The 23712-nt window shown below is 54.1% G+C and carries 21 protein-coding genes and 2 tRNA genes; 4 read left to right on the top strand and 19 right to left on the bottom strand.

Annotated elements, in window-relative coordinates; all coding sequences use genetic code 11:
- Positions 1-8: 8 nt before the first annotated feature.
- The 17 genes from OCH02_RS16340 to rlmE all read right to left on the bottom strand — a co-directional run bounded on the left by OCH02_RS16340 (position 9) and on the right by rlmE (position 18047).
- Positions 9-1970, bottom strand: coding sequence for a DEAD/DEAH family ATP-dependent RNA helicase (locus OCH02_RS16340; protein WP_261432083.1), 1962 nt, complete (start codon positions 1968-1970; stop codon positions 9-11).
- Positions 1960-2034 (bottom strand): protein YrbN, encoded by a 75-nt coding sequence (yrbN, locus tag OCH02_RS25495; protein ID WP_223499600.1) that lies wholly within the window; start codon positions 2032-2034, stop codon positions 1960-1962. Before yrbN ends, OCH02_RS16340 begins: the two co-directional genes overlap by 11 nt.
- 122 nt (positions 2035-2156) lie before the next feature.
- The gene (gene nlpI / locus OCH02_RS16335) at positions 2157-3041 is read right to left on the bottom strand and encodes a lipoprotein NlpI (RefSeq protein WP_012004952.1); all 885 of its coding nucleotides are present in this window, start codon (positions 3039-3041) and stop codon (positions 2157-2159) included.
- Positions 3042-3169: 128 nt separating this feature from the next.
- Positions 3170-5287: a polyribonucleotide nucleotidyltransferase gene (gene pnp / locus OCH02_RS16330; RefSeq protein WP_261432082.1), complete on the bottom strand. Its 2118-nt coding sequence runs from the start codon at positions 5285-5287 to the stop codon at positions 3170-3172.
- Positions 5288-5542: 255 nt separating this feature from the next.
- Positions 5543-5812, bottom strand: coding sequence for a 30S ribosomal protein S15 (gene rpsO, locus OCH02_RS16325; protein ID WP_012004950.1), 270 nt, complete (start codon positions 5810-5812; stop codon positions 5543-5545).
- A 123-nt stretch (positions 5813-5935) separates the two neighbouring features.
- Positions 5936-6880 (bottom strand): tRNA pseudouridine(55) synthase TruB, encoded by a 945-nt coding sequence (gene truB, locus OCH02_RS16320; RefSeq protein WP_012004949.1) that lies wholly within the window; start codon positions 6878-6880, stop codon positions 5936-5938.
- Positions 6880-7290 carry a 30S ribosome-binding factor RbfA gene (gene rbfA, locus OCH02_RS16315; protein ID WP_085119479.1) on the bottom strand — a complete coding sequence of 137 codons (411 nt, stop codon included), beginning with the start codon at positions 7288-7290 and terminating at the stop codon, positions 6880-6882. The genes truB and rbfA overlap by 1 nt, the downstream gene beginning before the upstream one ends.
- A 68-nt stretch (positions 7291-7358) precedes the next feature.
- Positions 7359-10046 carry a translation initiation factor IF-2 gene (gene infB / locus OCH02_RS16310; RefSeq protein ID WP_261110114.1) on the bottom strand — a complete coding sequence of 896 codons (2688 nt, stop codon included), beginning with the start codon at positions 10044-10046 and terminating at the stop codon, positions 7359-7361.
- 24 nt (positions 10047-10070) lie between these two features.
- Positions 10071-11579, bottom strand: a complete 1509-nt coding sequence (gene nusA / locus OCH02_RS16305; RefSeq protein ID WP_012004946.1) for a transcription termination factor NusA — start codon at positions 11577-11579, stop codon at positions 10071-10073.
- 21 nt (positions 11580-11600) lie between these two features.
- Positions 11601-12053 (bottom strand): ribosome maturation factor RimP, encoded by a 453-nt coding sequence (gene rimP / locus OCH02_RS16300; protein ID WP_012004945.1) that lies wholly within the window; start codon positions 12051-12053, stop codon positions 11601-11603.
- A gap of 217 nt (positions 12054-12270) precedes the next feature.
- A tRNA-Met gene (locus OCH02_RS16295) sits at positions 12271-12347 on the bottom strand.
- A 60-nt stretch (positions 12348-12407) separates the two neighbouring features.
- Positions 12408-12494: transfer RNA gene (locus OCH02_RS16290), tRNA-Leu, on the bottom strand.
- 77 nt (positions 12495-12571) lie between these two features.
- On the bottom strand, positions 12572-12907 hold the full coding sequence (gene secG / locus OCH02_RS16285) for a preprotein translocase subunit SecG (RefSeq protein WP_012004944.1): 336 nt from the start codon (positions 12905-12907) through the stop codon (positions 12572-12574).
- 251 nt (positions 12908-13158) lie between these two features.
- Positions 13159-14496: a phosphoglucosamine mutase gene (glmM, locus tag OCH02_RS16280; RefSeq protein ID WP_174354057.1), complete on the bottom strand. Its 1338-nt coding sequence runs from the start codon at positions 14494-14496 to the stop codon at positions 13159-13161.
- A 7-nt stretch (positions 14497-14503) separates the two neighbouring features.
- Positions 14504-15337 carry a dihydropteroate synthase gene (gene folP / locus OCH02_RS16275; protein ID WP_261432081.1) on the bottom strand — a complete coding sequence of 278 codons (834 nt, stop codon included), beginning with the start codon at positions 15335-15337 and terminating at the stop codon, positions 14504-14506.
- Positions 15338-15429: 92 nt separating this feature from the next.
- Positions 15430-17361: an ATP-dependent zinc metalloprotease FtsH gene (ftsH, locus tag OCH02_RS16270; protein ID WP_012004941.1), complete on the bottom strand. Its 1932-nt coding sequence runs from the start codon at positions 17359-17361 to the stop codon at positions 15430-15432.
- Between the two features lie 56 nt (positions 17362-17417).
- A complete protein-coding gene (rlmE, locus tag OCH02_RS16265; protein ID WP_012004940.1) occupies positions 17418-18047 on the bottom strand; it encodes a 23S rRNA (uridine(2552)-2'-O)-methyltransferase RlmE in 630 nt (209 codons plus the stop codon).
- Between the two features lie 144 nt (positions 18048-18191).
- On the opposite strand from rlmE, the gene yhbY reads away from it, so the two are divergent.
- Complete coding sequence (yhbY, locus tag OCH02_RS16260; RefSeq protein WP_004933536.1) at positions 18192-18485, top strand: ribosome assembly RNA-binding protein YhbY; 294 nt, start codon at positions 18192-18194, stop codon at positions 18483-18485.
- Positions 18486-18599: 114 nt separating this feature from the next.
- Here yhbY and greA read toward each other — a convergent pair whose 3' ends face one another.
- Positions 18600-19076 carry a transcription elongation factor GreA gene (gene greA, locus OCH02_RS16255; RefSeq protein ID WP_261432080.1) on the bottom strand — a complete coding sequence of 159 codons (477 nt, stop codon included), beginning with the start codon at positions 19074-19076 and terminating at the stop codon, positions 18600-18602.
- A gap of 256 nt (positions 19077-19332) precedes the next feature.
- Between greA and dacB the strand changes: the two genes are divergently transcribed.
- The 3 genes from dacB to pmrB are packed head-to-tail and all read left to right on the top strand — an operon-like array spanning position 19333 to position 22495.
- On the top strand, positions 19333-20766 hold the full coding sequence (gene dacB, locus OCH02_RS16250) for a serine-type D-Ala-D-Ala carboxypeptidase (protein WP_261092207.1): 1434 nt from the start codon (positions 19333-19335) through the stop codon (positions 20764-20766).
- An 8-nt stretch (positions 20767-20774) separates the two neighbouring features.
- Complete coding sequence (gene pmrA / locus OCH02_RS16245; protein ID WP_012004937.1) at positions 20775-21437, top strand: two-component system response regulator PmrA; 663 nt, start codon at positions 20775-20777, stop codon at positions 21435-21437.
- Entirely contained in the window at positions 21434-22495 is a 1062-nt protein-coding gene (pmrB, locus tag OCH02_RS16240) for a two-component system sensor histidine kinase PmrB (RefSeq protein WP_261432079.1), read from the top strand. Before pmrA ends, pmrB begins: the two co-directional genes overlap by 4 nt.
- Positions 22496-22536: 41 nt before the next feature.
- Here the strand turns inward: pmrB and cgtA are convergent, their stop codons facing one another.
- Positions 22537-23709, bottom strand: a complete 1173-nt coding sequence (cgtA, locus tag OCH02_RS16235) for an Obg family GTPase CgtA (protein ID WP_012004935.1) — start codon at positions 23707-23709, stop codon at positions 22537-22539.
- Between the last annotated feature and the right edge of the window lie 3 nt (positions 23710-23712).

Below are 23712 nucleotides of genomic sequence, written 5' to 3'. Positions count from 1 at the left end.
ATTAGATGTTATGCATCACCGAAGCGACGACGTGGTGCAGCCGGAGCGGCGTCATCACGACGTGGTGCGCGCTGGCCGTCACGGTTGAAGTTACCGCCACGACGCTCGCCACCGTTGCCGGCAGGTGCAGCAGCACCGCCTTCACGACGATCACCGAAAGAACGACGACCCGGGTTTGCCCCTTCACGACGTTCACCGTTGAATGGACGACCACCGCCACGACGCTCACCGTTACCGGCAGGTGCAGGACGCTCACGACGTTCGTGCGGCTGTGCATCGCCCAGCAGTTGCATGTTCATCGGTTTGTTCAGGATGCGGGTACGGGTGAAGTGAGACAGGATCTCGCCCGGCATACCTTTTGGCAGCTCGATAGTAGAGTGGCCGGCAAACAGCTTGATGTTACCAATGTAACGGCTGCTGATGTCGCCTTCGTTAGCGATCGCGCCAACGATATGACGAACTTCAACGCCATCATCACGGCCCACTTCAATGCGGTACAGCTGCATTTCGCCAACGTCACGACGTTCACGACGTGGACGCTCAGCGCCACCGTCACGGCTATCTGGACGTGCGTCACGACGACGGTCGCTACCGCGATCGTCACGGTCATTGAATTCACGACGCTGACGCGGCTTGAACACTGGATCCGGTGGCAGGATCAGAGGACGTTCGCCCTGTGCCATTCTCAGCAGTGCTGCGGCCAACGTTTCCATTTCCAGCTCTTCTTCACCCGGCTGCAGTTTAGCCAGCAGGCCACGGTACATGTCCAGATCGCTGCTTTCCAGCTGTTGCTGTACTTTAGCTGCGAACTTGGCCAGACGACGCTCACCCAGCAGTTCTACATTTGGCAGTTCAACTTCTGGAATGGTCAGCTTCATGGTGCGTTCGATGTTACGCAGCAGGCGACGTTCGCGGTTCTCTACGAACAGCAGCGCACGGCCAGCACGACCAGCACGGCCAGTACGGCCGATACGGTGAACGTAAGACTCGGAATCCATAGGGATATCGTAGTTCACAACCAGGCTGATACGTTCAACGTCCAGGCCACGGGCAGCAACGTCGGTCGCGATCAGGATGTCCAGACGACCATCTTTCAGACGCTCCAGGGTCTGCTCACGCAGGGCCTGGTTCATGTCACCGTTCAGTGCCGCGCTGCTGTAACCACTGCGCTCCAGCGCTTCAGCCACTTCCAGGGTCGCGTTTTTGGTGCGAACGAAGATAATCGCCGCATCAAAATCTTCAGCTTCCAGGAAACGTACCAAGGCTTCGTTTTTACGCATGCCCTGCACAGTCCAGTAGCTCTGGCTGATGTCCGGACGGGTAGTAACGCTGGATTGAATGCGCACTTCCTGTGGATCTTTCATAAAGCGACGGGTAATGCGACGGATAGCTTCCGGCATGGTTGCAGAGAACAGCGCGGTCTGATGTTCAGCCGGGATCTCCGCCATGATGGTTTCTACGTCTTCGATAAAGCCCATGCGCAGCATTTCGTCGGCTTCATCCAACACCAGGCCACTCAGGCTGGAGAGGTTCAGGGTGCCACGCTTCAGGTGGTCCAGCAGACGGCCTGGAGTCCCCACTACGATTTGCGGGCCCTGGCGCAGAGCACGCAGCTGCACGTCATAACGCTGGCCGCCGTACAGGGCCACAACGTTAACGCCATGCATGTGTTTAGAGAAATCAGTCATTGCTTCAGCAACCTGAACCGCCAGTTCGCGGGTCGGTGCCAATACCAGGATCTGTGGTGCTTTCAGATCGGCTTTCAGGTTGTGCAACAGTGGCAGCGAGAATGCTGCAGTTTTACCGCTACCGGTCTGTGCCATGCCCAGCACATCACGGCCGTTCAACAGGTGAGGAATACACTCAGCCTGGATCGGTGACGGTTTTTCATAGCCCAGATCGGTCAGGGCAGAAATGATTGGAGCAGACAGCCCCAGGTCAGCAAAAGAGGTTTCAAGCTCAGTAGTCATGTACACGTGCCTCATTAATAATGGCAGCCAGTCTACATAACTCGTCGAGAAAATTTTCAGTCATTTTCATTGAAAAGTGTGAACCGGCTCAAATTAGATTATAAAACGAACAAAAAAGCCCTCGCCCGTAAAGGCGATAACTTTGGCAAAAAACCAATGTATATCAGGCTGATAGTTGTTCGTCAGCTATTGCTGGTCCGATTCCGATAGGTCGTCTTGTTCTTGGCCCAACAGCGCCAATTCCAACAATGCATAGCGGTGCTCAACGAAATTATGAACGTTGTTAGCAACCGTCAGTTTGAACAGCGCCGAAGCGGTGTCCTTGTCCCCCAGACTCAGGTAGTGTTTACCCAAATAGAAGTCAGTTTCACTGAGATGCTCAGCGAGCGAAGTGTTATCCGTTGCATCTGCCTTGAGCCTTTCCATCAGCGTTTTTTCACTGATGTTGCCCAGGTAGAATTCGACAATATTCCATCCCCATTGCCCTCGGTTCGCTTTGTCATAACGCTGCTGGAGCGCTACGTCAGCCTTCTTGGGATCGATTTCTCTTTCCACAAGATACAGCCACAACGAACGGAAGGGATCGTTTGGGTCGTCTTGATAAAACGCCTGCAGATCATCCTGCGCCAACGGGAAGCGGCCGCCATAATAAAGTGCGATGCCCCGGTTTAGACGCGCGTAATTGTAAGTTGGATCAAGCTCTAGTACAGAATCAAACGCTTCATAGGCAGCATCAAAATTGCCTGCCTGCGTTAAGTAAATGCCCAGGTAGTTGAAAACTTCTGGCATATCAGGACGTATCGCCAGCGCTTGCGAGAAATCATTGCGCGCCAGAGCACGTAGCCCGAGGCTATCATACAGCACACCGCGCTCATATAAAAGCTGCGCACGCTCATCGTCCGTCAGTGCCCGGCTGGCAAGTATTTGTTCCATGCGTGCCAGGATCACTTCCTGCTGCAGTGTTGGCTGCAACGGGATCGCCAAAACTTCGTCTTTACGCCAATCATGGTTGCTGCATCCTGCCAGCATGAGTGCTGTCGCAACGTAACACCAGCGCAAGAAAGGCTTCATTTCCCACTCCCGAAGACAAACATTGGATGAACATCCTTTCATCCGTTTGCTAATACGCAGGCATCCTGCCCGCGCGATACGAACAGCTCCCAACCCCATGGCTGGGAGCTGTAAATCTATCTATACAGTTATTCTGCTTCAGGCGCAGGTGAACCTGCTTCTGGTGCGGTCGCTTCTTTGATGCTCAGACGCACACGGCCCTGACGGTCAACTTCCAGTACCTTAACCGGTACTTCCTGACCCATCTGCAGATAGTCGGTCACTTTCTCAACGCGCTTGTCAGCGATTTGAGAGATGTGCACCAGACCTTCTTTACCGCCGCCGATCGCCACGAATGCGCCGAAATCAACGATACGGGTAACTTTACCCTGGTAAATACGGCCCACTTCGATCTCGGCAGTGATCTCTTCGATGCGGCGGATAGCGAATTTCGCTTTCTCACCGTCGGTAGCAGCGATTTTAACTGTACCATCATCTTCGATTTCGATGGTAGTGCCGGTCTCTTCAGTCAGCGCACGGATGACTGAACCGCCTTTACCAATCACGTCTTTGATCTTGTCCGGGTTGATTCGGATAGTGTGAATACGTGGTGCGAACTGAGAGATATCGCCACGCGGGGTGCTGATAGCCTGTTCCATCACGCCCAGGATGTGCAAACGCGCGCCCTTGGCCTGGTTCAGTGCAACCTGCATGATTTCGCGGGTGATGCCTTCAATTTTAATGTCCATCTGCAGCGCAGTAATACCGTCACGGCTACCGGCTACTTTGAAGTCCATGTCGCCCAGGTGATCTTCGTCACCCAAAATGTCGGACAGAACAACAAAGTTATCTTGTTCTTTCACCAGGCCCATTGCAATACCGGCAACGGCTGCCTTGATTGGCACACCTGCATCCATCAATGCCAGAGAAGCACCACAGACGGAAGCCATGGAAGAAGAACCGTTGGATTCGGTGATTTCAGAAACCACACGCACCGTGTACGGGAAATCTTCTGGTTTAGGCATCATAGCCAATACGCCGCGTTTCGCCAGGCGACCGTGACCAATTTCACGACGTTTTGGCGAACCTACCATCCCGGTCTCACCAACGGAGTACGGAGGGAAGTTGTAGTGGAACAGGAAGCTGTCGGTCTTTTCGCCCATCAGCTCATCCAGGTTCTGCGCGTCACGGGCGGTACCCAGCGTTGCGGTAACCAGTGCCTGAGTCTCACCACGGGTGAACAGTGCGGAACCGTGGGTGCGCGGCAGTACGCCTGTGCGTACGTCCAGACCACGGATCATGTCTTTTTCACGGCCGTCGATACGCGGCTCGCCACGCAGCACACGGCTACGAACGACGTTTTTCTCAACGCTACCCAGGATGTCCTGAATTTCAGACACGTCCAGGGTTTCGTCCTGTGCCAACAGGGTTTCAACAACGCTGCTCTTGATCGCATCGACCTGAGCGTAACGCTCTTGTTTTTCGGTGATGTGATAATCGTCGCCAAGGCGGCCTTCTGCCAGTTCTGCAACGCGCGCGTGCAGCGCTTCGTTGACTGCAGGTGCCTGCCAGTCCCACTTGGCTTTGCCGGCTTCGGCAACCAGGGAATTAATGTTCTCGATAACGATTTGCTGTTGCTCGTGGCCAAAGACCACCGCGCCCAGCATCTGATCTTCGCTCAGAACGTCCGCTTCGGATTCAACCATCAGTACTGCGCCAGCGGTACCGGCAACCACCAGATCCAGGCTGCTTTCTTTCAGTTCGTCGCTGGTTGGGTTCAACACGTATTGATTGTTGATGTAACCCACGCGCGCAGAACCGATTGGGCCATTGAACGGAATACCGGACAGGCTCAGGGCGGCAGAGGCACCGATCATCGCCACGATGTCCGGGTTAACCTGTGGGTTAAGGGAAACAACGGTCGCGATAACCTGAACTTCGTTCAGGAAGCTGTCTGGGAACAGTGGACGGATCGGACGGTCAATCAGACGGGAGGTCAGGGTTTCACCTTCGCTCGGACGGCCTTCACGACGGAAGAAGCTACCCGGGATACGACCAGCAGCGTAGGTACGCTCCTGATAGTTAACCGTCAGTGGGAAGAAGCTCTGGCCTGGTTTGGCTTTTTTCTGGCCAACCACGGTAACGAATACTGCGGTGTCATCCATGCTCACCATAACGGCGGCAGTGGCCTGACGAGCCATCATACCGGTCTCAATAGTGAGGGTATGCTGGCCATACTGGAATTTGCGAATGATCGGTGTCAGCAAAATTATATCCTTAGATTAGGCGCGCAATCGTATTGTCGACTCGACACGCCAGTGACTCGGTTTGCCTTCTCACTACATCCTCGCGACTAATGACAATCCTTATCTCAAGCCTGAGACAAAGCCTCTCATTAGCCGCGCGAACCTCTGTAACGGAAGATCCTGTTTGGAAACATCAGTAATACATTAACCTGATTTGCTTATGCTTCCTAGAAGAAAGGGGCCAAAATAGGCCCCTTTCCACTGAAACTCGCTTGATTAGCGACGCAGACCCAGACGCTCGATCAGGCTGGTGTAACGTGCTACATCTTTACGCTTCAGGTAGTCCAGCAGCTTACGACGCTGAGAAACCATACGCAGCAGACCACGACGGCTGTGGTGATCTTTTTTGTGCTCTGAGAAGTGGCCTTGCAGATGGTTGATCTGCGCAGTCAACAGGGCAACCTGAACTTCGGAAGAACCGCTGTCGTTAGTACCACGACCGAAATCAGCTACGATTTTAGCTTTAGCTTCAACACTTAGAGACATTGTCTTACTCCAGATTATAGATAATAAATACAGGCGCCGATCTCTAATTCAGCAACCCAATGCATAAGCTGCGCCATTCTACCCTTAGCGCAGTGCGATCGCAAGGCAGTGCGTTTTCTACCCTTAGTCGAAATATTCAACTACCAGGCGGCGCGGCGCCACACGACCGTCATCGGCAATATCACCCACGCCGATAAATTTACGCTCTTCACCTTCGGTGATACGAACCATGCCCGAGGCCGGTGCACCGGCAACCTGAACCGGTTGCCCTTGCTTAACGTAACCCGCTACCACTGGCAGCAGATTCACTTCCGGGTAGTTCTCCACCGGACTGTCCATCGGCATCAACAATGGATCGAGCAGCTCGGCCGGGGCGATTTCCTGCCGATGGGCCTGCTCCAGCAATTCGTTCAACTGCTCCAGCGTGACCATGCGCTCGGTCGGGTAGGTCGCCACCTGCAGACGACGCAGGTAAATCACGTGCGCGCCACATCCCAGCAGCTCGCCGAGATCATCGGTGATGGTGCGAATGTAAGTGCCTTTTGAGCAGTGAATTTCCAGCTCCAGTTCATCCCCTTCCCAGCGAATAAACTGCAGTTCGTACACGGTAATGCTGCGAGCTTCACGCGGTACTTCGATACCCTGGCGAGCATACTCATAGAGCTTCTTGCCCTGGTATTTCAGCGCCGAGTACATCGAAGGCACCTGCTTGATATCGCCACGGAAGCTGTCCAGCGCCGCATCGAGCTGCGCCTGGGTGAAACTCACCGGCCGCTCCTGCACAATTTGGCCATCGGCATCCGAGGTATCGGTACGCTGACCCAGTCTGGCAATCACGCGATAGCGTTTGTCGGAGTCGAGCAGGAACTGTGAAAACTTGGTCGCCTCACCGAGGCAAATCGGCAGCATGCCGGTCGCCAGCGGGTCGAGCGCGCCGGTATGGCCCGCACGATTGGCGTTATAGAGGCGCTTTACTTTTTGCAGGGCATCGTTGGATGACAGGCCCTGCGGTTTGTCCAGCAACAGGACACCGTGGATATCACGGCCGCGGCGACGAGGGCGACTCATTAAGCCTCCTCGTCATCGCCTGATGCGGAACGGCGTTCGGCGTCATTCTTCACTACGTTGGTCACCAGGTTTGACATGCGCATGCCTTCAACCAGGGAGTTGTCGTAAGCGAAGGTCAGCTCAGGTACTACGCGCAGGCGCATGGCTTTACCCAGCAGCGTGCGGATGTAGCCGGAAGCGTCTTCCAGAGCTTTAATGCCTTTAGGCACCAAATCCGGATCGGCGTTTTCGGTCAATACGTTCAGGAAGGTGACGTAAACTTTGGCATAGGCCAAATCACGAGAAACTTCTACACCAGAAACGGTAGCCATGCCGACACGCGGATCTTTGACTTCACGCTGCAGAATGATAGCAATCTCTTTTTGCATCTCTTGTGCCACGCGCTGACCGCGGCTGAATTCTTTTGCCATTATGGATTCTCCAGACAAATCGGGGGGCACAAGGCCCCCCAGAACAGACTTAAGCAGATGTGCTAGCGTTAAGCGATGGTGCGTTGGATCTCGATGATTTCGAATACTTCGATCATGTCGCCGACGCGCACGTCGTTGTAGTTCTTAACGCCGATACCACATTCCATGCCGTTACGGACTTCGTTAACGTCATCCTTGAAGCGGCGCAGGGATTCCAACTCGCCTTCATAGATAACCACGTTGTCGCGCAGAACGCGGATTGGGTTGTGACGTTTGATGTTCCCTTCGGTAACCATACAACCTGCAATGGCGCCGAATTTAGGTGATTTGAACACGTCACGCACGGCGGCCAGGCCGATAATCTGCTGCTTGTACTCAGGCGCCAACATACCGCTCATCGCCTGCTTCACTTCGTCGATCAGGTTATAGATCACGGAGTAGTAACGCAGATCCAGGCTTTCTGCTTCAATCACGCGGCGCGCTGAAGCGTCGGCACGGACGTTGAAGCCCAGGATGATAGCGTTGGAAGCCGCTGCCAGCGTGGCGTCGGTTTCAGTGATACCACCTACGCCAGAGCCAACAATCTTCACTTTCACTTCGTCGGTAGAGAGTTTCAGCAGTGAATCCATAATCGCTTCACAAGAACCCTGTACGTCGGATTTCAGTACGATGTTCAGCTCAGAAACTTCACCGTCGGTCATGTTCGCAAACATGTTTTCCAGTTTGGATTTCTGTTGACGCGCCAGTTTAACTTCGCGGAACTTGCCTTGACGGTACAGAGCAACTTCACGCGCTTTCTTCTCGTCACGCACTACAGTCACTTCATCACCGGCAGCAGGAACGCTGGACAGGCCCAGGATCTCAACCGGAATAGAAGGACCTGCTGAGGTCACTTCGTGACCCAGTTCATCACGCATCGCACGCACACGGCCGTATTCGAAGCCACACAGAACGATATCGCCTTTATTCAGCGTACCTTCCTGTACCAGCACGGTAGCAACCGGACCACGACCTTTATCCAGGAAGGATTCGATAACTACGCCGCTGGCCATGCCGCTGCGTACCGCTTTCAGTTCGAGAACTTCAGAACGCAGCAGGATAGCTTCCAGCAGTTCGTCGATACCGGTACCGGCTTTCGCAGATACGTGAACGAACTGTGCTTCGCCGCCCCACTCTTCCGGCATAACGCCGTACTGGGACAGTTCCTGTTTAACGCGGTCCGGATCGGCTTCCGGCTTGTCAATTTTGTTTACTGCAACCACCAAAGGTACCTTCGCTGCTTGCGCATGCTGGATAGCTTCGATGGTTTGCGGCATCACGCCGTCGTCGGCAGCAACCACCAGAACAACGATGTCTGTCGCCTGAGCACCACGAGCACGCATTGAAGTAAAGGCTGCGTGGCCTGGGGTATCCAGGAAGGTGATCATGCCGTTTTCGGTTTCTACGTGGTAAGCACCGATATGCTGGGTGATACCACCGGCCTCGCCTGCTGCCACCTTAGTGGAGCGGATGTAGTCCAGCAGAGAAGTTTTACCGTGGTCAACGTGGCCCATGATGGTCACAACTGGCGCACGTGGCTCAGCCGCAGCACCGGTATCACGGTCGCTCATCAGCGCTTCTTCCAGCTCGTTCTCACGACGCAGGATAACTTTGTGGCCCATCTCTTCGGCAACCAGCTGCGCGGTTTCCTGGTCGATGACCTGGTTGATGGTAGCCATTGCGCCCAGTTTCATCATCGCTTTGATGACCTGAGAGCCTTTAACCGCCATCTTGTTAGCCAGTTCGGCTACGGTGATGGTTTCGCCGATCACAACGTCACGGTTAACCACCTGAGCCGGCTTGTTGAAGCCCTGCTGCAGAGTACTTGGCTTACGTTTGCCTTTACCACCACGGGTCACGGCGCGCGCTTCTTCACGGTCTGCTTTAGACTCGGAAAGTTTGTTGCCTTTTTTCTGCTTGGTCGCTTTACCGCCACGAGTGCGGGTGCGGCGTTCGCCTTCAACTTTGGCGTCGTTTTCGTCTTCGGCAGCACGGGCGTGCTGTGAAGTGGTTACATGATAATCGGCAGTTTCAACCGCTGCGCTGGCTTTCTCAGCAGCAGCCCATTCTTCGCCTTTCTCTTCGGCCATGCGGCGCGCTTCTTCCGCTACGCGTTTGGCGTCTTCTTCAACCTTGCGTCGTACTTCCTCTTCCGCTTTACGTTTCAGTTCAGCGGCTTCGGCTTCACGGCGTGCTTTTTCTGCCTGAGCTGGCTTGGTCATTTCGTCGGTATGTTGATTCGTCACTTTTTCTTTTTCCGCTGAATTACGCTTAGCAATCTCCGCGGCCTCACGTTTGGCTTGCTCTTCGGCTGCGCGCTTTGCTTCTGCTTCGCGTTTCGCCAGCTCTTCTGCTGCGCGCTGTGCCTGCTCTTCCGCTTCACGCTGTGCCTGCTCTGCCGCTTCAGCCTGTTGGGCTTCTGGCGTATCGCGATTTACATAAGTGCGTTTCTTGCGGACCTCGATTTGCACCGATTTACTTTTACCGCCGGTGCTCGGAATATTCAAGGTGCTGCGCGTTTTGCGCTGCAACGTGAGCTTACCCGGCGCACTACCGTGTTCACGGTTCAGATGCGCCAGTAAGGCTTCTTTCTCATGTTGGGTTACAGAGTCTGTCTCAGACTTGTTAATCCCTGCATCAGCAAACTGCTGTACCAGGCGATCAACTGGAGTCTGAATCTCTGCTGCCAGTGATTTTACGGTTACATCTGTCGTCATGCTGTTCCTTCCTGCTACAGTTTATTACGCGTTGTCGCCAAACCAACAGATATTACGTGCGGCCATAATCAGCTCGCCGGCTTGCTCATCGCTAAGCCCTTCAATATCAGCCAGATCGTCAACACCCTGCTCGGCAAGATCTTCCAGCGTACAAACCCCACGCGCGGCCAGTTTAAAGGCCATGCTGCGCTCAAGACCCGGCAGGTTGAGCAAATCGTCAGCAGGTTTTTGGTCGCCCAGGCTTTCTTCTTGTGCCAGGGCCAGCGTGGTCAATGCAGCTTTGGCGCGATCGCGCAACGCTTCAACCATATCTTCATCCAGACCGTCGATTTCCAGCAGCTCTTTGATTGGCACGTAAGCCAACTCTTCCAGAGTAGAGAAGCCTTCTTCAACCAGTACGGTGGCGAAATCTTCGTCAATATCAAGATGTTTGGTGAAGGTATCAATGGCGGCATGAGCTTCGGCCTGGTGCTTGGCCTGCAGATCGTCCGCCGTCATCACGTTCAGTTCCCAACGATCATCGTCACGATGCTGTTTTAACAGCTGGGATGCCAAACGCACGTTTTGGCCATTACGGCCGATCGCCTGTGCCAGATTGCTGGCTTCAACGGCGATATCCATAGTGCAATTATCTTCATCAACCACGATTGAGGCAACGTCTGCCGGTGCCATGGCGTTGATGACGAACTGCGCAGGGTTATCATCCCACAGGATGATGTCGATACGTTCACCGCCGAGCTCGCTCGAAACGGCCTGAACGCGCGCACCGCGCATACCTACGCAAGCGCCGACCGGGTCGATGCGTTTGTCGTTGGTTTTCACTGCAATTTTTGCACGGGAGCCAGGATCGCGGGCTGCCGCTTTAATTTCGATGACTTCTTCGCCGATTTCCGGTACTTCAATGCGGAACAGTTCTTTCAACATCTCAGCGCTGGAGCGGCTGACGAACAGCTGCGCACCACGGGCTTCAGGACGAACGGCGTACAGGATACCGCGGATACGGTCGCCCGGACGGAAGTTTTCGCGAGGCAGCATGTCTTCACGGCCAATGACCGCTTCAGCGTTGCTACCCAGGTCCAGCGCAATGCTGTCACGATTAACTTTCTTCACCACGCCGGTGACGATTTCACCTTCGTGCTGGCGGAAAGCGTCAACAACCATCGCGCGCTCGGCTTCACGTACTTTCTGTACGATAACCTGTTTCGCGGTCTGAGTGGTGATACGGTCGAAGGTCACAGACTCAATCTGATCTTCGATATAACCGCCCAGCTCAATACCTGGCTCTTCATACTGTGCAGCTTCCAGCGTGATTTCACGCGTTGGCTGAGTCACTTCATCTACAGCGACCCAACGGCGGAAGGTGTCGAAATCGCCAGTTTTGCGGTCAATGCTGACGCGAACTTCGATTTCCTGCTCGTATTTTTTCTTGGTGGCGGTGGCTAATGCGGTTTCCAGCGCTTCGAAAATCTTCTCACGCGGAAGGGATTTTTCATTGGAAACAGCTTCAACAACAGCCAGAATCTCTTTATTCATCCTAGTTGCCTCATCCAAACTTTAAAAGTGGGGTACCAGGTTCGCTTTCTGGATATTGCTCAGCGCGAACACTTCATCTTTCCCTTCCACAGCAACCGTGATCATCTCGCCATCGACAGACTTGATAATGCCCTGCCATTTGCGACGGTTCTGTACGGCCATGCGCAAGACCAGGCTGACTTCGTCACCGAGGAAACGAGTATAGTGCTCGGCGGTGAACATCGGGCGATCAAGGCCAGGAGAGGAGACTTCCAAGTTGTAAGCGACTGTGATTGGCTCTTCAACGTCCAATACAGCGCTGACCTGGTGGCTGACATCAGCACAATCGTCAACATTGATGCCATTTTCACTATCAATATAGATACGGAGCGTCGATTGGCGCGCACGAATAAATTCGATGCCTACAAGTTCAAAGCCCAACGCTTCTACCGGTGCCGAAAGCATCTCTGTTAATTTTTGCTCTAATGTGGACAAGCCCACCCCCAAGACATAAAAAAAGGGCCTAATAGCCCAGTGATTCTGTTGCCAAATAACAAAAAACCCCGAAAATTCGGGGCTTTATGCAACTGGACCCTGTTTGCCGCTAAGCGGCTTCGGTGCAACTTTCTAGCAAGTGTCATTTTCAAATGTTGATCGAGAAAAGCGGAATTCAATCGAAAAGTGTATTTGAAAATAAACACTTAAAGGAAAGTGGTTGCGGGGGCCGGATTTGAACCGACGACCTTCGGGTTATGAGCCCGACGAGCTACCAGGCTGCTCCACCCCGCGTCCGAAAACGTGGCAAATATTACGCCGATAATCGCAAAATAGCAAGTTATCTCTGGGATTTGGTACCGAGGATGGGACTCGAACCCACAAGCCCGTTAGGGCACTACCACCTCAAGGTAGCGTGTCTACCAATTCCACCACCTCGGTACTGATTCTTACTGCTAACGGCTGTTATTTATATCGAGGTAACAACAACCGTTTTCAAACTCTGTTACTGCTTGCGCTTACTGTGGGATATCGCTGCTCGGCTTGGTTGGTGCCGCCGGCGCGGTAGTCTGCTCAGATTTCACTGGCTGACCCAAGTTTTCCCACTCGCTGCCCTTCTTGGTCTGGTTGGTGCTCAGATTGCCAAGGATCAGACTGATGACGAAGAACAACGTCGCCAGCACAGCCGTCATGCGGGTCATGAAGTTGCCGGAACCACTCGAACCGAACAATGTGCCAGATGCACCTGCTCCGAATGAGGCTCCCATATCAGCGCCTTTACCTTGCTGCAGCATAATCAGAGCTACCAGCCCGATTGAGATCAGCAGGAAAATTACCAGAAGAGCTTCGTACATAGTTGTACCCGTATCCTTGCGGCTTCACCGCGTGCCAAATGCTTCACACCCCATAGGCTTCTTTTCTAACAAGAAGTCGCAGGCGTTATATCAAACTGCCCACTGAAGCGGGTGTGAATACTAACCAAAGGTGCCAAACCGCGCAAGGGCAATTTGCAGCCACCGGCGCGTTTGCGGAAAAAAACACCAATAAAATTCGCAGGCTGTGATTTTAGGGGGCAACTGCCGCCCCCGAACTCATCAACGGTCAATTAACCAGCGGATTTCACCGCATCGGCGATGCGATGTGCCAACGCAGTCACCTGTTGCTCATCCTCACCTTCCACCATCACGCGGATCAGCGGTTCGGTACCGGATTTGCGCAGCAGAACGCGGCCGCGACCGGCCAATTCTACCTCAACCTGCTCGGTGATTTTACGCACTTCTTCAGATTCCAGCGGGTTATGCTCGCCGGCAAAGCGCACGTTGACCAGAATTTGCGGCAACAATTTCATGCCGCTGCACAGGTCGTGCAGACTCATACTGTTACGAACAATCGCAGTCAGCACCTGCAGACCGGCAACGATGCCGTCACCCGTAGTGGTTTTGTCCAACAGAATTACGTGGCCGGAGTTTTCCGCACCGATACGCCACCCCAGTTCCTGCAGCTTCTCCAGCACGTAGCGGTCGCCGACTTTCGCACGTGCAAATGGGATGCCCAACTGCTTGAGCGCCAGTTCCAGCCCCATATTGCTCATCAGCGTGCCAACCGCACCACCGCGCAACTGGCCCTGACGCAGCCCTTCACGAGCGATGATATACAGGATTTGATCGCCATCGACCTTGTTGCCAAGGTGATCAACCATCATCACGCGGTCGCCGTCGCCATCAAATGCCAGGCCGACATGGGCTTTTTCCTTCAGTACGCGTTCCTGCAGTTGACGAACATCCGTCGCGCCGCACTTTTCATTGATGTTCATGCCGTCCGGCTCAACACCAATGGCAATCACCGTGGCGCCCAGCTCACGCAGTACGCTTGGCGCAATGTGATAGGTCGCACCGTTGGCGCAGTCCACCACAATTTTCAGGCCCTTCAGGCTCAATTCGCTCGGGAAGGTGCCTTTGCAGAATTCGATATAGCGGCCGGCGGCATCGATGATCCGGCTGGCTTTACCCAATTCTGATGATTCCACGCAGGTCAGCGGCTTTTCCATTTCGGCTTCAATAGCTTCTTCAACATGATCCGGCAGCTTGGCCCCATCAATAGAGAAAAACTTGATGCCGTTGTCGTAAAATGGGTTATGTGATGCCGAGATCACAATTCCGGCTTCAGCACGGAAGGTGCGCGTCAGATAGGCTACCGCCGGCGTCGGCATCGGGCCAGTAAACGACGCTGACAACCCCGCAGCGGCAAGCCCGGCTTCCAACGCAGACTCCAGCATGTAGCCGGAAATACGGGTATCTTTACCGATAATGATTTTACGAGAGCCGTGACGTGCCAGTACCTTACCCGCCGCCCAGCCCAGCTTCAAAACGAACTCAGGGGTAATAGGACTATCACCGACCTTGCCACGAATGCCGTCGGTACCAAAATATTTGCGTTCGCTCATGTCTCTATCATCCCTTAGCTGAAAGTGTTGCCTCGACGACACGCATCGCCTCGACGGTTTCTTTAACGTCATGCACTCTGACAATCTGTGCGCCCTGCATGGCGGCGATCACCGCACAAGCCACGCTGCCGATAACCCGCTGATCGGGGGGCACGTTCAGCAGTTGTCCAATCATCGACTTACGCGACATCCCCACCAACAACGGCAGGCCGAAGTGATGAAACTCTGACAATCTGGCCAGAAGCTGATAATTGTGCGCTAAATTCTTACCGAAACCGAATCCTGGGTCGAGCAGCAATTTCTGATTTGTAATCCCGGCGGCATTACAGCGTTCAATATGTCGCTGGAAAAAGGCGTTAACATCACCAATAAGGTCATCATAGTGCGGCGCCTGCTGCATGGTGCGCGGTTCGCCCTGCATGTGCATCAGACACACCGGTAGCCCGCTGTCCGCGGCGGCAGCCAGCGCGCCCGGCTCCTGCAGCGAGCGAACGTCATTGATCAAATGCGCCCCGGCCAGAGCCGACTCGCGGATCACCCCGGCCTTCGAAGTATCTACCGAAATAAAGACTTCAAAACGTCGGGCGATGGCTTCCACCACAGGCACTACGCGTGCGATCTCTTCGTCTTCACTAACCTCTGCCGCTCCCGGTCTGGTCGACTCGCCCCCCACATCAATCATGGTCGCACCAGCCGAAATCAGGGCATGGGCATGCAGCAACGCCTGATTTAGCGTGTTGTGTTGGCCGCCGTCAGAAAAAGAATCCGGGGTTACGTTGAGGATCCCCATCACCCGCGGATGGGAAAGATCGAAAGTCGTGTCTCGCACGGTTAACTGCATTACTAATCCACCTTACTGTTGCCTGGTTCACTGCCCGCCGGACAATAAAAAACCCCGGCATGCCGGGGTTCGATGTTATTACACAGCCAAAGTTACTTGTCTAGCTGTTCAGACATGGTATTGCCTGGGTTTGGCGTGCGTGGCTCATCTACCGGCGTAGGGGCTTTCGGTGTGCCGCCGTTGTCGGAGTTGCTGCCTTTGCTCGCATCGTCCCAACCTGCTGGCGGACGCACGTCTTTGCGGTTCATCAGATCGTCTATCTGAGGCGCATCGATGGTTTCATACTTCATCAGTGCATCCTTCATCGAATGCAGGATGTCCATGTTTTCCATCAACAACGCACGCGCACGGATGTAATTGCGTTCGATCAGAGATTTAACTTCCTGGTCGATGATGCGCGCGGTTTCGTCCGACATGTGTTTCGCCTTGGCCACGGAACGGCCCAGGAACACTTCGCCCTCTTCTTCCGCATACAGCAATGGCCCCAGCTTCTCGGAGAAGCCCCATTGGGTCACCATGTTGCGAGCAATCGAGGTCGCCACTTTAATGTCGTTCGACGCACCGGTAGAGACTTTCTCTGGCCCGTAAATGATCTCTTCAGCCAGACGACCACCGTACAGAGTAGAGATTTGGCTCTCCAGCTTCTGACGGCTGGCGCTGATTGCATCACCTTCCGGCAGGAAGAAGGTCACACCCAACGCGCGGCCACGAGGAATAATGGTTACCTTGTGTACCGGATCGTGCTCAGGAACCAGACGGCCGATAATGGCGTGGCCTGCTTCGTGATACGCGGTCGACTCTTTTTGCGCTTCGGTCATCACCATGGAGCGACGTTCCGCACCCATCATGATCTTGTCTTTGGCTTTTTCGAACTCAACCATCGACACGACGCGTTTGTTGCCACGGGCAGCAAACAGTGCCGCTTCGTTGACCAGGTTAGCCAGGTCAGCACCGGAGAAGCCCGGGGTACCACGTGCCAGTACTGAAGCATCAACATCCGGCGCCAAAGGCACGCGACGGGAGTGCACTTTCAGGATCTGCTCACGACCACGTACGTCTGGCAGACCAACAACAACCTGACGGTCGAAACGGCCTGGACGCAGCAATGCCGGGTCAAGCACGTCCGGACGGTTGGTCGCAGCGATGACGATAATGCCTTCGTTGCCTTCAAAGCCGTCCATCTCAACCAACATCTGGTTCAGCGTTTGCTCACGTTCATCGTGACCGCCACCCAGACCTGCGCCACGCTGGCGACCGACGGCGTCGATTTCATCGATAAAGATGATGCACGGTGCCGCTTTCTTGGCCTGTTCGAACATGTCACGCACACGAGAAGCACCAACACCCACGAACATTTCCACGAAGTCGGAACCGGAAATGGTGAAGAACGGCACTTTTGCCTCGCCGGCGATAGCTTTCGCCAACAACGTTTTACCGGTCCCTGGAGGGCCAACCATCAGCACGCCTTTAGGGATCTTGCCGCCCAACTTCTGGAAACGGCTCGGCTCACGCAGGTATTCCACCAGTTCGCTTACTTCTTCTTTTGCTTCGTCACAACCAGCAACGTCGGCAAAAGTGGTTTTGATCTGGTCTTCCGTCAACATACGGGCCTTGCTCTTGCCGAAGGACATCGCGCCCTTGCCGCCGCCGCCCTGCATTTGCCGCATAAAGAAGATCCAAACCCCGATCAGCAACAGCATTGGGAACCACGAAATAAAGATAGAAGCCAGCAAGCTCGGCTCTTCAGGCGGTTCACCAACAACTTTCACATTCTTGGTTAACAACGTATCCAGCAATTTCGGATCGTTGACAGGGATGTAGGTCGTGTATTTGTTACTGTCTTTCTTGGTAACGTTAATTTCACGTCCGTTGATTCGCGCTTCGCGAACCTGGTCCTGGGTCAGTTCGGACATGAAGGTAGAGTAATCCACCCTACGGCCATTCGACTCGCTGGGCCCAAAGCTCTGGAATACAGACATCAACACTACCGCGATGACTAACCAGAGAATTAGGTTTTTCGCCATGTCACTCAAGGGATTAACCTCATATTACAACTGTGTTAACAAACAGCGTTAGGGTACTACAGCTTGCGCCCTGTCGCTACAATGTACACTTCACGCGAACGTGCGCGGGAAGCGTCTGGCTTACGAATCTTAACCTTCGTAAACAGGGAGCGAATTTCCCGTAGGTACTCGTCAAAACCATCTCCCTGGAACACCTTCACCAGGAAACTTCCGCCTGGTGCGAGGACATCACGACACATTCCCAGTGCTAATTCCACCAGGTACATCGATCTTGGAATATCGACGGCCGGAGTGCCACTCATATTCGGGGCCATGTCAGACATAACCACCTGAACCTTGCTTTCACCTACACGTTCCAACAGAGCCTTGAGCACCAGTTCATCACGAAAATCGCCCTGAAGGAAATCGACGCCAACGATAGGATCCATTGGCAAAATATCACAGGCGATAATGCGGCCGGAACCGCCGATCTGGGTCACGACATATTGCGACCAACCACCCGGTGCCGCACCTAAGTCCACTACGGTCATGCCGGGTTTAAACAGTTTGTCACTCTGCTGTATTTCATCAAGTTTAAACCAGGCGCGCGAACGCAGCCCTTTTTTCTGCGCCTGTTGAACATATTTATCGCTAAAGTGTTCTTGTAACCAGCGACTGGAGCTAGCAGAACGCTTTTTATTAGCCATCTCGTTTTCCAACTATCATAAAAAGAATCTTAATGTCAGGTTCGCAGCTCACGTAGACTCGCACCGGTGAAGACCGATTTGGTGATATACATGAGATGGCGGTAGAATGTACCGTTTTCAATCCCAACTTAAGCAAAAAAGACAATGAATCTGAATAATAAACAAAAACAGCACCTGAAAGGCCTGGCGCATCCGTTAAAACCGGTTGTCATGCTGGGTAATAACGGTCTCACCGAAGGGGTGCTGGCTGAAATTGAACAGGCTCTGGAGCATCATGAGCTGATCAAGGTAAAAATCGCTGCTGAAGATCGCGAAACCAAAACCCTGATCGCCGACGCTATCGTGCGTGAAACGGGTGCCTGCAACGTGCAAGTCATCGGCAGTACGCTTATTCTTTACCGCCCGTCTAAAGAGCGCAAGATCAGTCTACCGCGTTAATAAGCATTGGGTTAACGAAAAGGTGCCATGCACCTGATTCAGATAAAAGGCCGCGTGCGGCCTTTTTCCTTTCTTTACAAAACCCTGGCGATTTTCTGAACGATTGCAGAACAATCAGAGATATTCAACCTTCAAGATCTCATAATCGACATCGCCACCCGGGGTTTTTATCACTACCACGTCATCCACTTCTTTACCGATCAGGCCACGTGCCATAGGCGAATTCACCGAAATCAGATTTTTCTTGAAATCGGCCTCGTCGTCGCCAACGATGCGGTAGGTCACTTGTTCTTCGCTATCCAGGTTCATCACCGATACGGTGGAGCCAAAAATCACGCGGCCATTGTTGGGCATCTTGGTGATATCGATCACCTGCGCGTTGGATAACTTGGCTTCAATTTCCTGGATACGCCCTTCGCAAAAACCCTGCTGCTCACGAGCGGCGTGGTACTCTGCGTTTTCTTTCAAATCGCCGTGTTCACGGGCGTCAGCGATATCCGCAATGATTTTCGGACGGCGCACGCCTTTCAAAAATTCGAGTTCTTCGCGCAGTTTTTCAGCGCCAAACAAGGTCATCGGAATCTGTTTCATAATCTAAATACCTCTAAATCTTTCCTGTTCAAATAACCGTCATCCTGACGTGTTCGAATGAAAAAACGGTGGCTACATGCCCCCCGCCTCCAGGCGACAAACAAAAGAAGCCTGACTCGGAACAGTTGCCCAAGTCAGGATCGATTTTGCATTTTGATACGCATTTTAGCCTAGAGTTCCTTGAGGGTCATCGTTTACTTTTTCCCTGAATGCACCGTAGTATGACGGCACGTTATCCAGCTGTTATCCCGAGATTATGCGTTTTTCACGAATTGTCAGTGCATTGGCTTGCGCATTTGTTCTAAATGCGAATGCGGCCCCGGTTGAAGATTACACACAATATTTGCCTGATGGGGCCAACCTTGCCCTGGTAGTTCAGAAGATCGGCGCAGACGCACCGACCATCGATTATCACTCTCAGCAAATGGCGTTGCCGGCCAGTACCCAGAAAGTGCTGACCGCGCTGGCTGCATTATTGCAGCTCGGCCCCGACTATCGCTTCACCACCACGCTGGAAAGCCAGGGTGATATCAGTGACGGCGTGCTGCGAGGCAACCTGATTGCCCGCTTCAGCGGCGATCCGACCTTTAAGCGCCAAAGCCTGCGTAACATGGTGGCGATCCTGAAAAAGCAGGGCGTCCGCCAGATCACCGGCGATGTGCTGGTCGATACTTCGGTATTCGCCAGTCATGACAAAGCCCCCGGCTGGCCGTGGAACGACCTGACCCAGTGCTTCAGCGCACCGCCGGCGGCGGCGATAGTCGATCGCAACTGTTTCTCTGTGTCGTTGTACAGCGCGCCAAATCCGGGCGATATGGCCTTTATTCGCGTGGCCTCGTATTACCCGGTCAATATGTTCAGCCAGGTACGTACGCTGGCGAAAGGCTCCGCAGATGCCCAATATTGTGAACTGGATGTGGTGCCGGGCGAGTTGAATCGCTTTACCCTGACCGGCTGTCTGACTCAACGCAGCGATCCACTACCGCTGGCCTTCGCCATTCAGGATGGTGCCAGCTATGCCGGGGCTATTTTGAAAGATGAGCTGAAGCAGGCCGGTATTCAGATCGACGGCCACCTGAAGCGTCAGACCCAACCTGGCCTGAAGGGAACGGTGATCGCGCAGGCTCAATCAGCACCGCTGCACGAGTTGCTGAAGATCATGCTGAAGAAATCGGACAACATGATCGCCGATACCGTATTTCGTACTATCGGCCATGAACGTTTTGGCGTGCCGGGCACCTGGCGTGCCGGTGCCGATGCCGTGCGTCAGGTACTTCGGCAGAAAGCCGGTGTCGATTTGGGCAACAGCATCGTAGTGGACGGCTCAGGCCTGTCACGCCATAACCTGCTGGCCCCGGCAACCATGATGCAAGCGTTGCAATACATCGCGCAGCATGACAGTGAGCTGAACTTTATTTCAATGCTGCCGCTGTCTGGCTACGACGGGACCTTACGTTACCGTGGAGGCCTGCATGAAGCCGGTGTCGACGGGAAGGTTTCCGCTAAAACCGGGGCGCTGCAAGGCGTGTACAACCTGGCCGGGTTTATCACCACCGCCAGTGGTCAGCGTTTTGCATTCGTACAGTATCTTTCGGGTTATGCCGTACCACCGGAAGATCAGAAACAGCGCCGCGCTCCACTGGTGCGTTTCGAAAGCCGTCTGTACCGGGATATTTATCAGAATAACTGAGGGTTACGATGAAACTGCTGATTGTTGAAGACGATGAGCTGCTGCAGCAAGGCCTGGCCCTGGCATTAGCTGGGGAGGGTTATGCCTGCGACTGCGCTGCTACGGCCGCGGAGGCCAATGCTCTGCTCCTCACCAGTCAGTACAGCATGATTATCCTCGATCTGGGCCTGCCTGACATGGACGGTGCCAGCCTGCTTCGGCAGTGGCGCCGTCAGCAAGTCGAGTTGCCGGTGCTGATCCTGACCGCACGCGATGCGCTTGAAGACCGTGTTGATGGGCTGGATGCCGGCGCCGACGATTACCTGGTGAAACCCTTCGCGTTGGTTGAACTGCAGGCGCGCGTGCGGGCGCTGATCCGTCGCTATCAGGGCCACAGTGACAATCTCATGCAGTTGGATGATCTCCAACTCAATCTCTCCAGCCAGCAGGTTTATGTTCAACAACAGCCGGTGGAAGTTACCCCGAAAGAGTTCGCCATTCTGTCACGTCTGATGATGCGCGCCGGACAAACGGTCAATCGTGAACTGCTGCAGCAGGATCTCTATACCTGGCAGGACGATTTGGGCTCCAACACGCTGGAAGTACATATCCATAATCTGCGCCGCAAATTGGGTAAAGATCGCATCCGCACCGTTCGCGGTATCGGCTATCGCCTGGAGTCCTCATCATGATCAGCATGCGCCGTCGTCTGTTGTTGATGCTGGCGCTGATCCTTTTGGTCACCCAGCTTATCAGTGCCTTTTGGTTGTGGCATGAAAGCCAGGAGCAAATCAGCTTCCTGGTGGATGAGACCCTGTCGGCCAAGGTCCGCTCCGAGCGTGTCGATACGGAAATCGCCGAAGCAATAGCCTCACTGCTCGCCCCTTCGCTGATCATGATGATCGTGACTTTGCTCGCCTCATTTTGGGCCATAAGCTGGATTATCCGCCCGCTGAATCAGCTGCAGCAACGGCTGGAAAAGCGTTCTGCCGATAACCTGACACCGCTGCCGCTCAACAGCGACAGCCTCGAAATCATGGCGGTCACCACTACGCTCAACCAATTGTTCTCACGGTTGGATAACACCATCCAGCAGGAACGGCTGTTTACTGCCGACGCAGCCCATGAGCTTCGCACGCCTCTGGCGGGGATCCGCCTGCATCTGGAATTAATGGAAAAACAGGGGGTTCCACAAAGCGGGCCGCTGATTAGCCGCATTGACCAACTGATGCACACCGTCGAACAATTGCTGATGCTTGCACGCGCCGGGCAAGATTTTGCCAGTGGCCATTATCAACGCTTCGATTGGGTGAGCGACGTGATCCAACCGCTGCGGGAAGAACTCGAGGAGTTGGCCGCACAACGCGGGCAAAGTTTGCAATGGCAGCTTCCGGCCACCGCCCCGGTGCATGGTGACCCGGTACTGTTACGCCTGCTGCTGCGTAACCTGGTGGAGAATGCCCATCGTTATAGCCCCGAGGGCAGCAGGATCCAGGTACAACTTTCTACGCAGGAACACGGTTACCAACTACAGGTGATCGATGAAGGTCCGGGCGTCAAAGAGAAAATAGCGGGTGAACTCACTCAGGCCTTCCGCCGTATGGATCAACGCTATGGCGGCAGTGGGTTGGGATTGAATATCGTAACTCGCATTGTGCAGCTGCATCAGGGGCGTTTAACACTGAAAAACCGCCAGGACACCAGCGGGCTCAATGCACAATGCTGGCTACCGGAAAACGCCCTGAAATAAAAAAAGGGCCCAGTGTTAACTGAGCCCCTCTCTTCACAAGATTACTTCTGGTAAATGATTTCGACGCCTTCGTCGTCTTCTTCATCCCAGTCGTCATCCCAGTCGTCATCCGCTTCAGCTTCCACTTCAGCGATCTGTTCACGGTGGTAATCATCCCACATGAACTCGACTTTCTCCGGCGCGCTTTCTTCGATGGCCATGGCTTTCGGTTGGGTATTGATAAACTTCATCACATCCCAGCACAGCGCATTGACACCTTCACGATTGACCGCGGAGATCATGTAGTACTTGCCTTCCCAACCCATGCCCTCTGCAATCGCCTTGGCACGTTCGGCAGCTTCTTCTTCACCAATCACATCAATCTTGTTGAAAACCAGCCAGCGTGGCTTCTGCGACAGATTTTCACTGTACTGATTCAACTCGTTGATGATGACTTTGGCATTTTCTACCGGATCAGACTCATCGATCGGGGCAATATCCACCAGGTGCAACAGCACGCGGCAACGTTCCAGATGCTTCAGGAAGCGAATACCCAGGCCAGCGCCGTCGGAGGCACCTTCGATCAGCCCCGGGATATCGGCAACCACGAAGCTTTGCTCGTGATCCATACGTACTACACCCAGGCTTGGCACCAGAGTGGTAAACGGATAGTCGGCAACTTTCGGCTTGGCGGCAGACACTGCGCGGATAAAGGTCGACTTGCCCGCGTTCGGCAGGCCTAGCATACCTACATCCGCCAGCAGCAACAGCTCCAGCAGGATGTCACGAGCCTCACCGGCGGTGCCCAGAGTTTTCTGGCGCGGAGCACGGTTAACGGATGATTTAAAACGGGTGTTGCCCAAACCGTGCCAACCGCCCTTCGCCACCATCAGACGCTGCTCATGGCGGGTCATGTCGCCGAGGATTTCGCCGGTGCCCTGATCCTGCACGCGAGTACCGACCGGAACCTTGATGGTAATATCTTTGCCACGCTTACCGGTACAGTCACGGCTCTGACCATTCTGGCCGCGTTCGGCGCGGAAAGATTTCTCAAAGCGGTAGTCGATCAGCGTGTTGAGGTTTTCGTCCGCCAACAGATAGACGTCGCCGCCATCGCCGCCGTCACCACCATCAGGCCCGCCGTTCGGGATATATTTTTCGCGACGGAAGCTGACGCAACCATTACCACCGTCACCTGCAACGACCAAGATCGCTGCTTCATCTACAAACTTCATTTA

The organism is Serratia quinivorans (genome assembly GCF_946227985.1).
Classification (GTDB): Bacteria; Pseudomonadota; Gammaproteobacteria; order Enterobacterales; family Enterobacteriaceae; genus Serratia; species Serratia quinivorans_A.
This window is presented reverse-complemented; position numbering and strand designations above follow the sequence as displayed.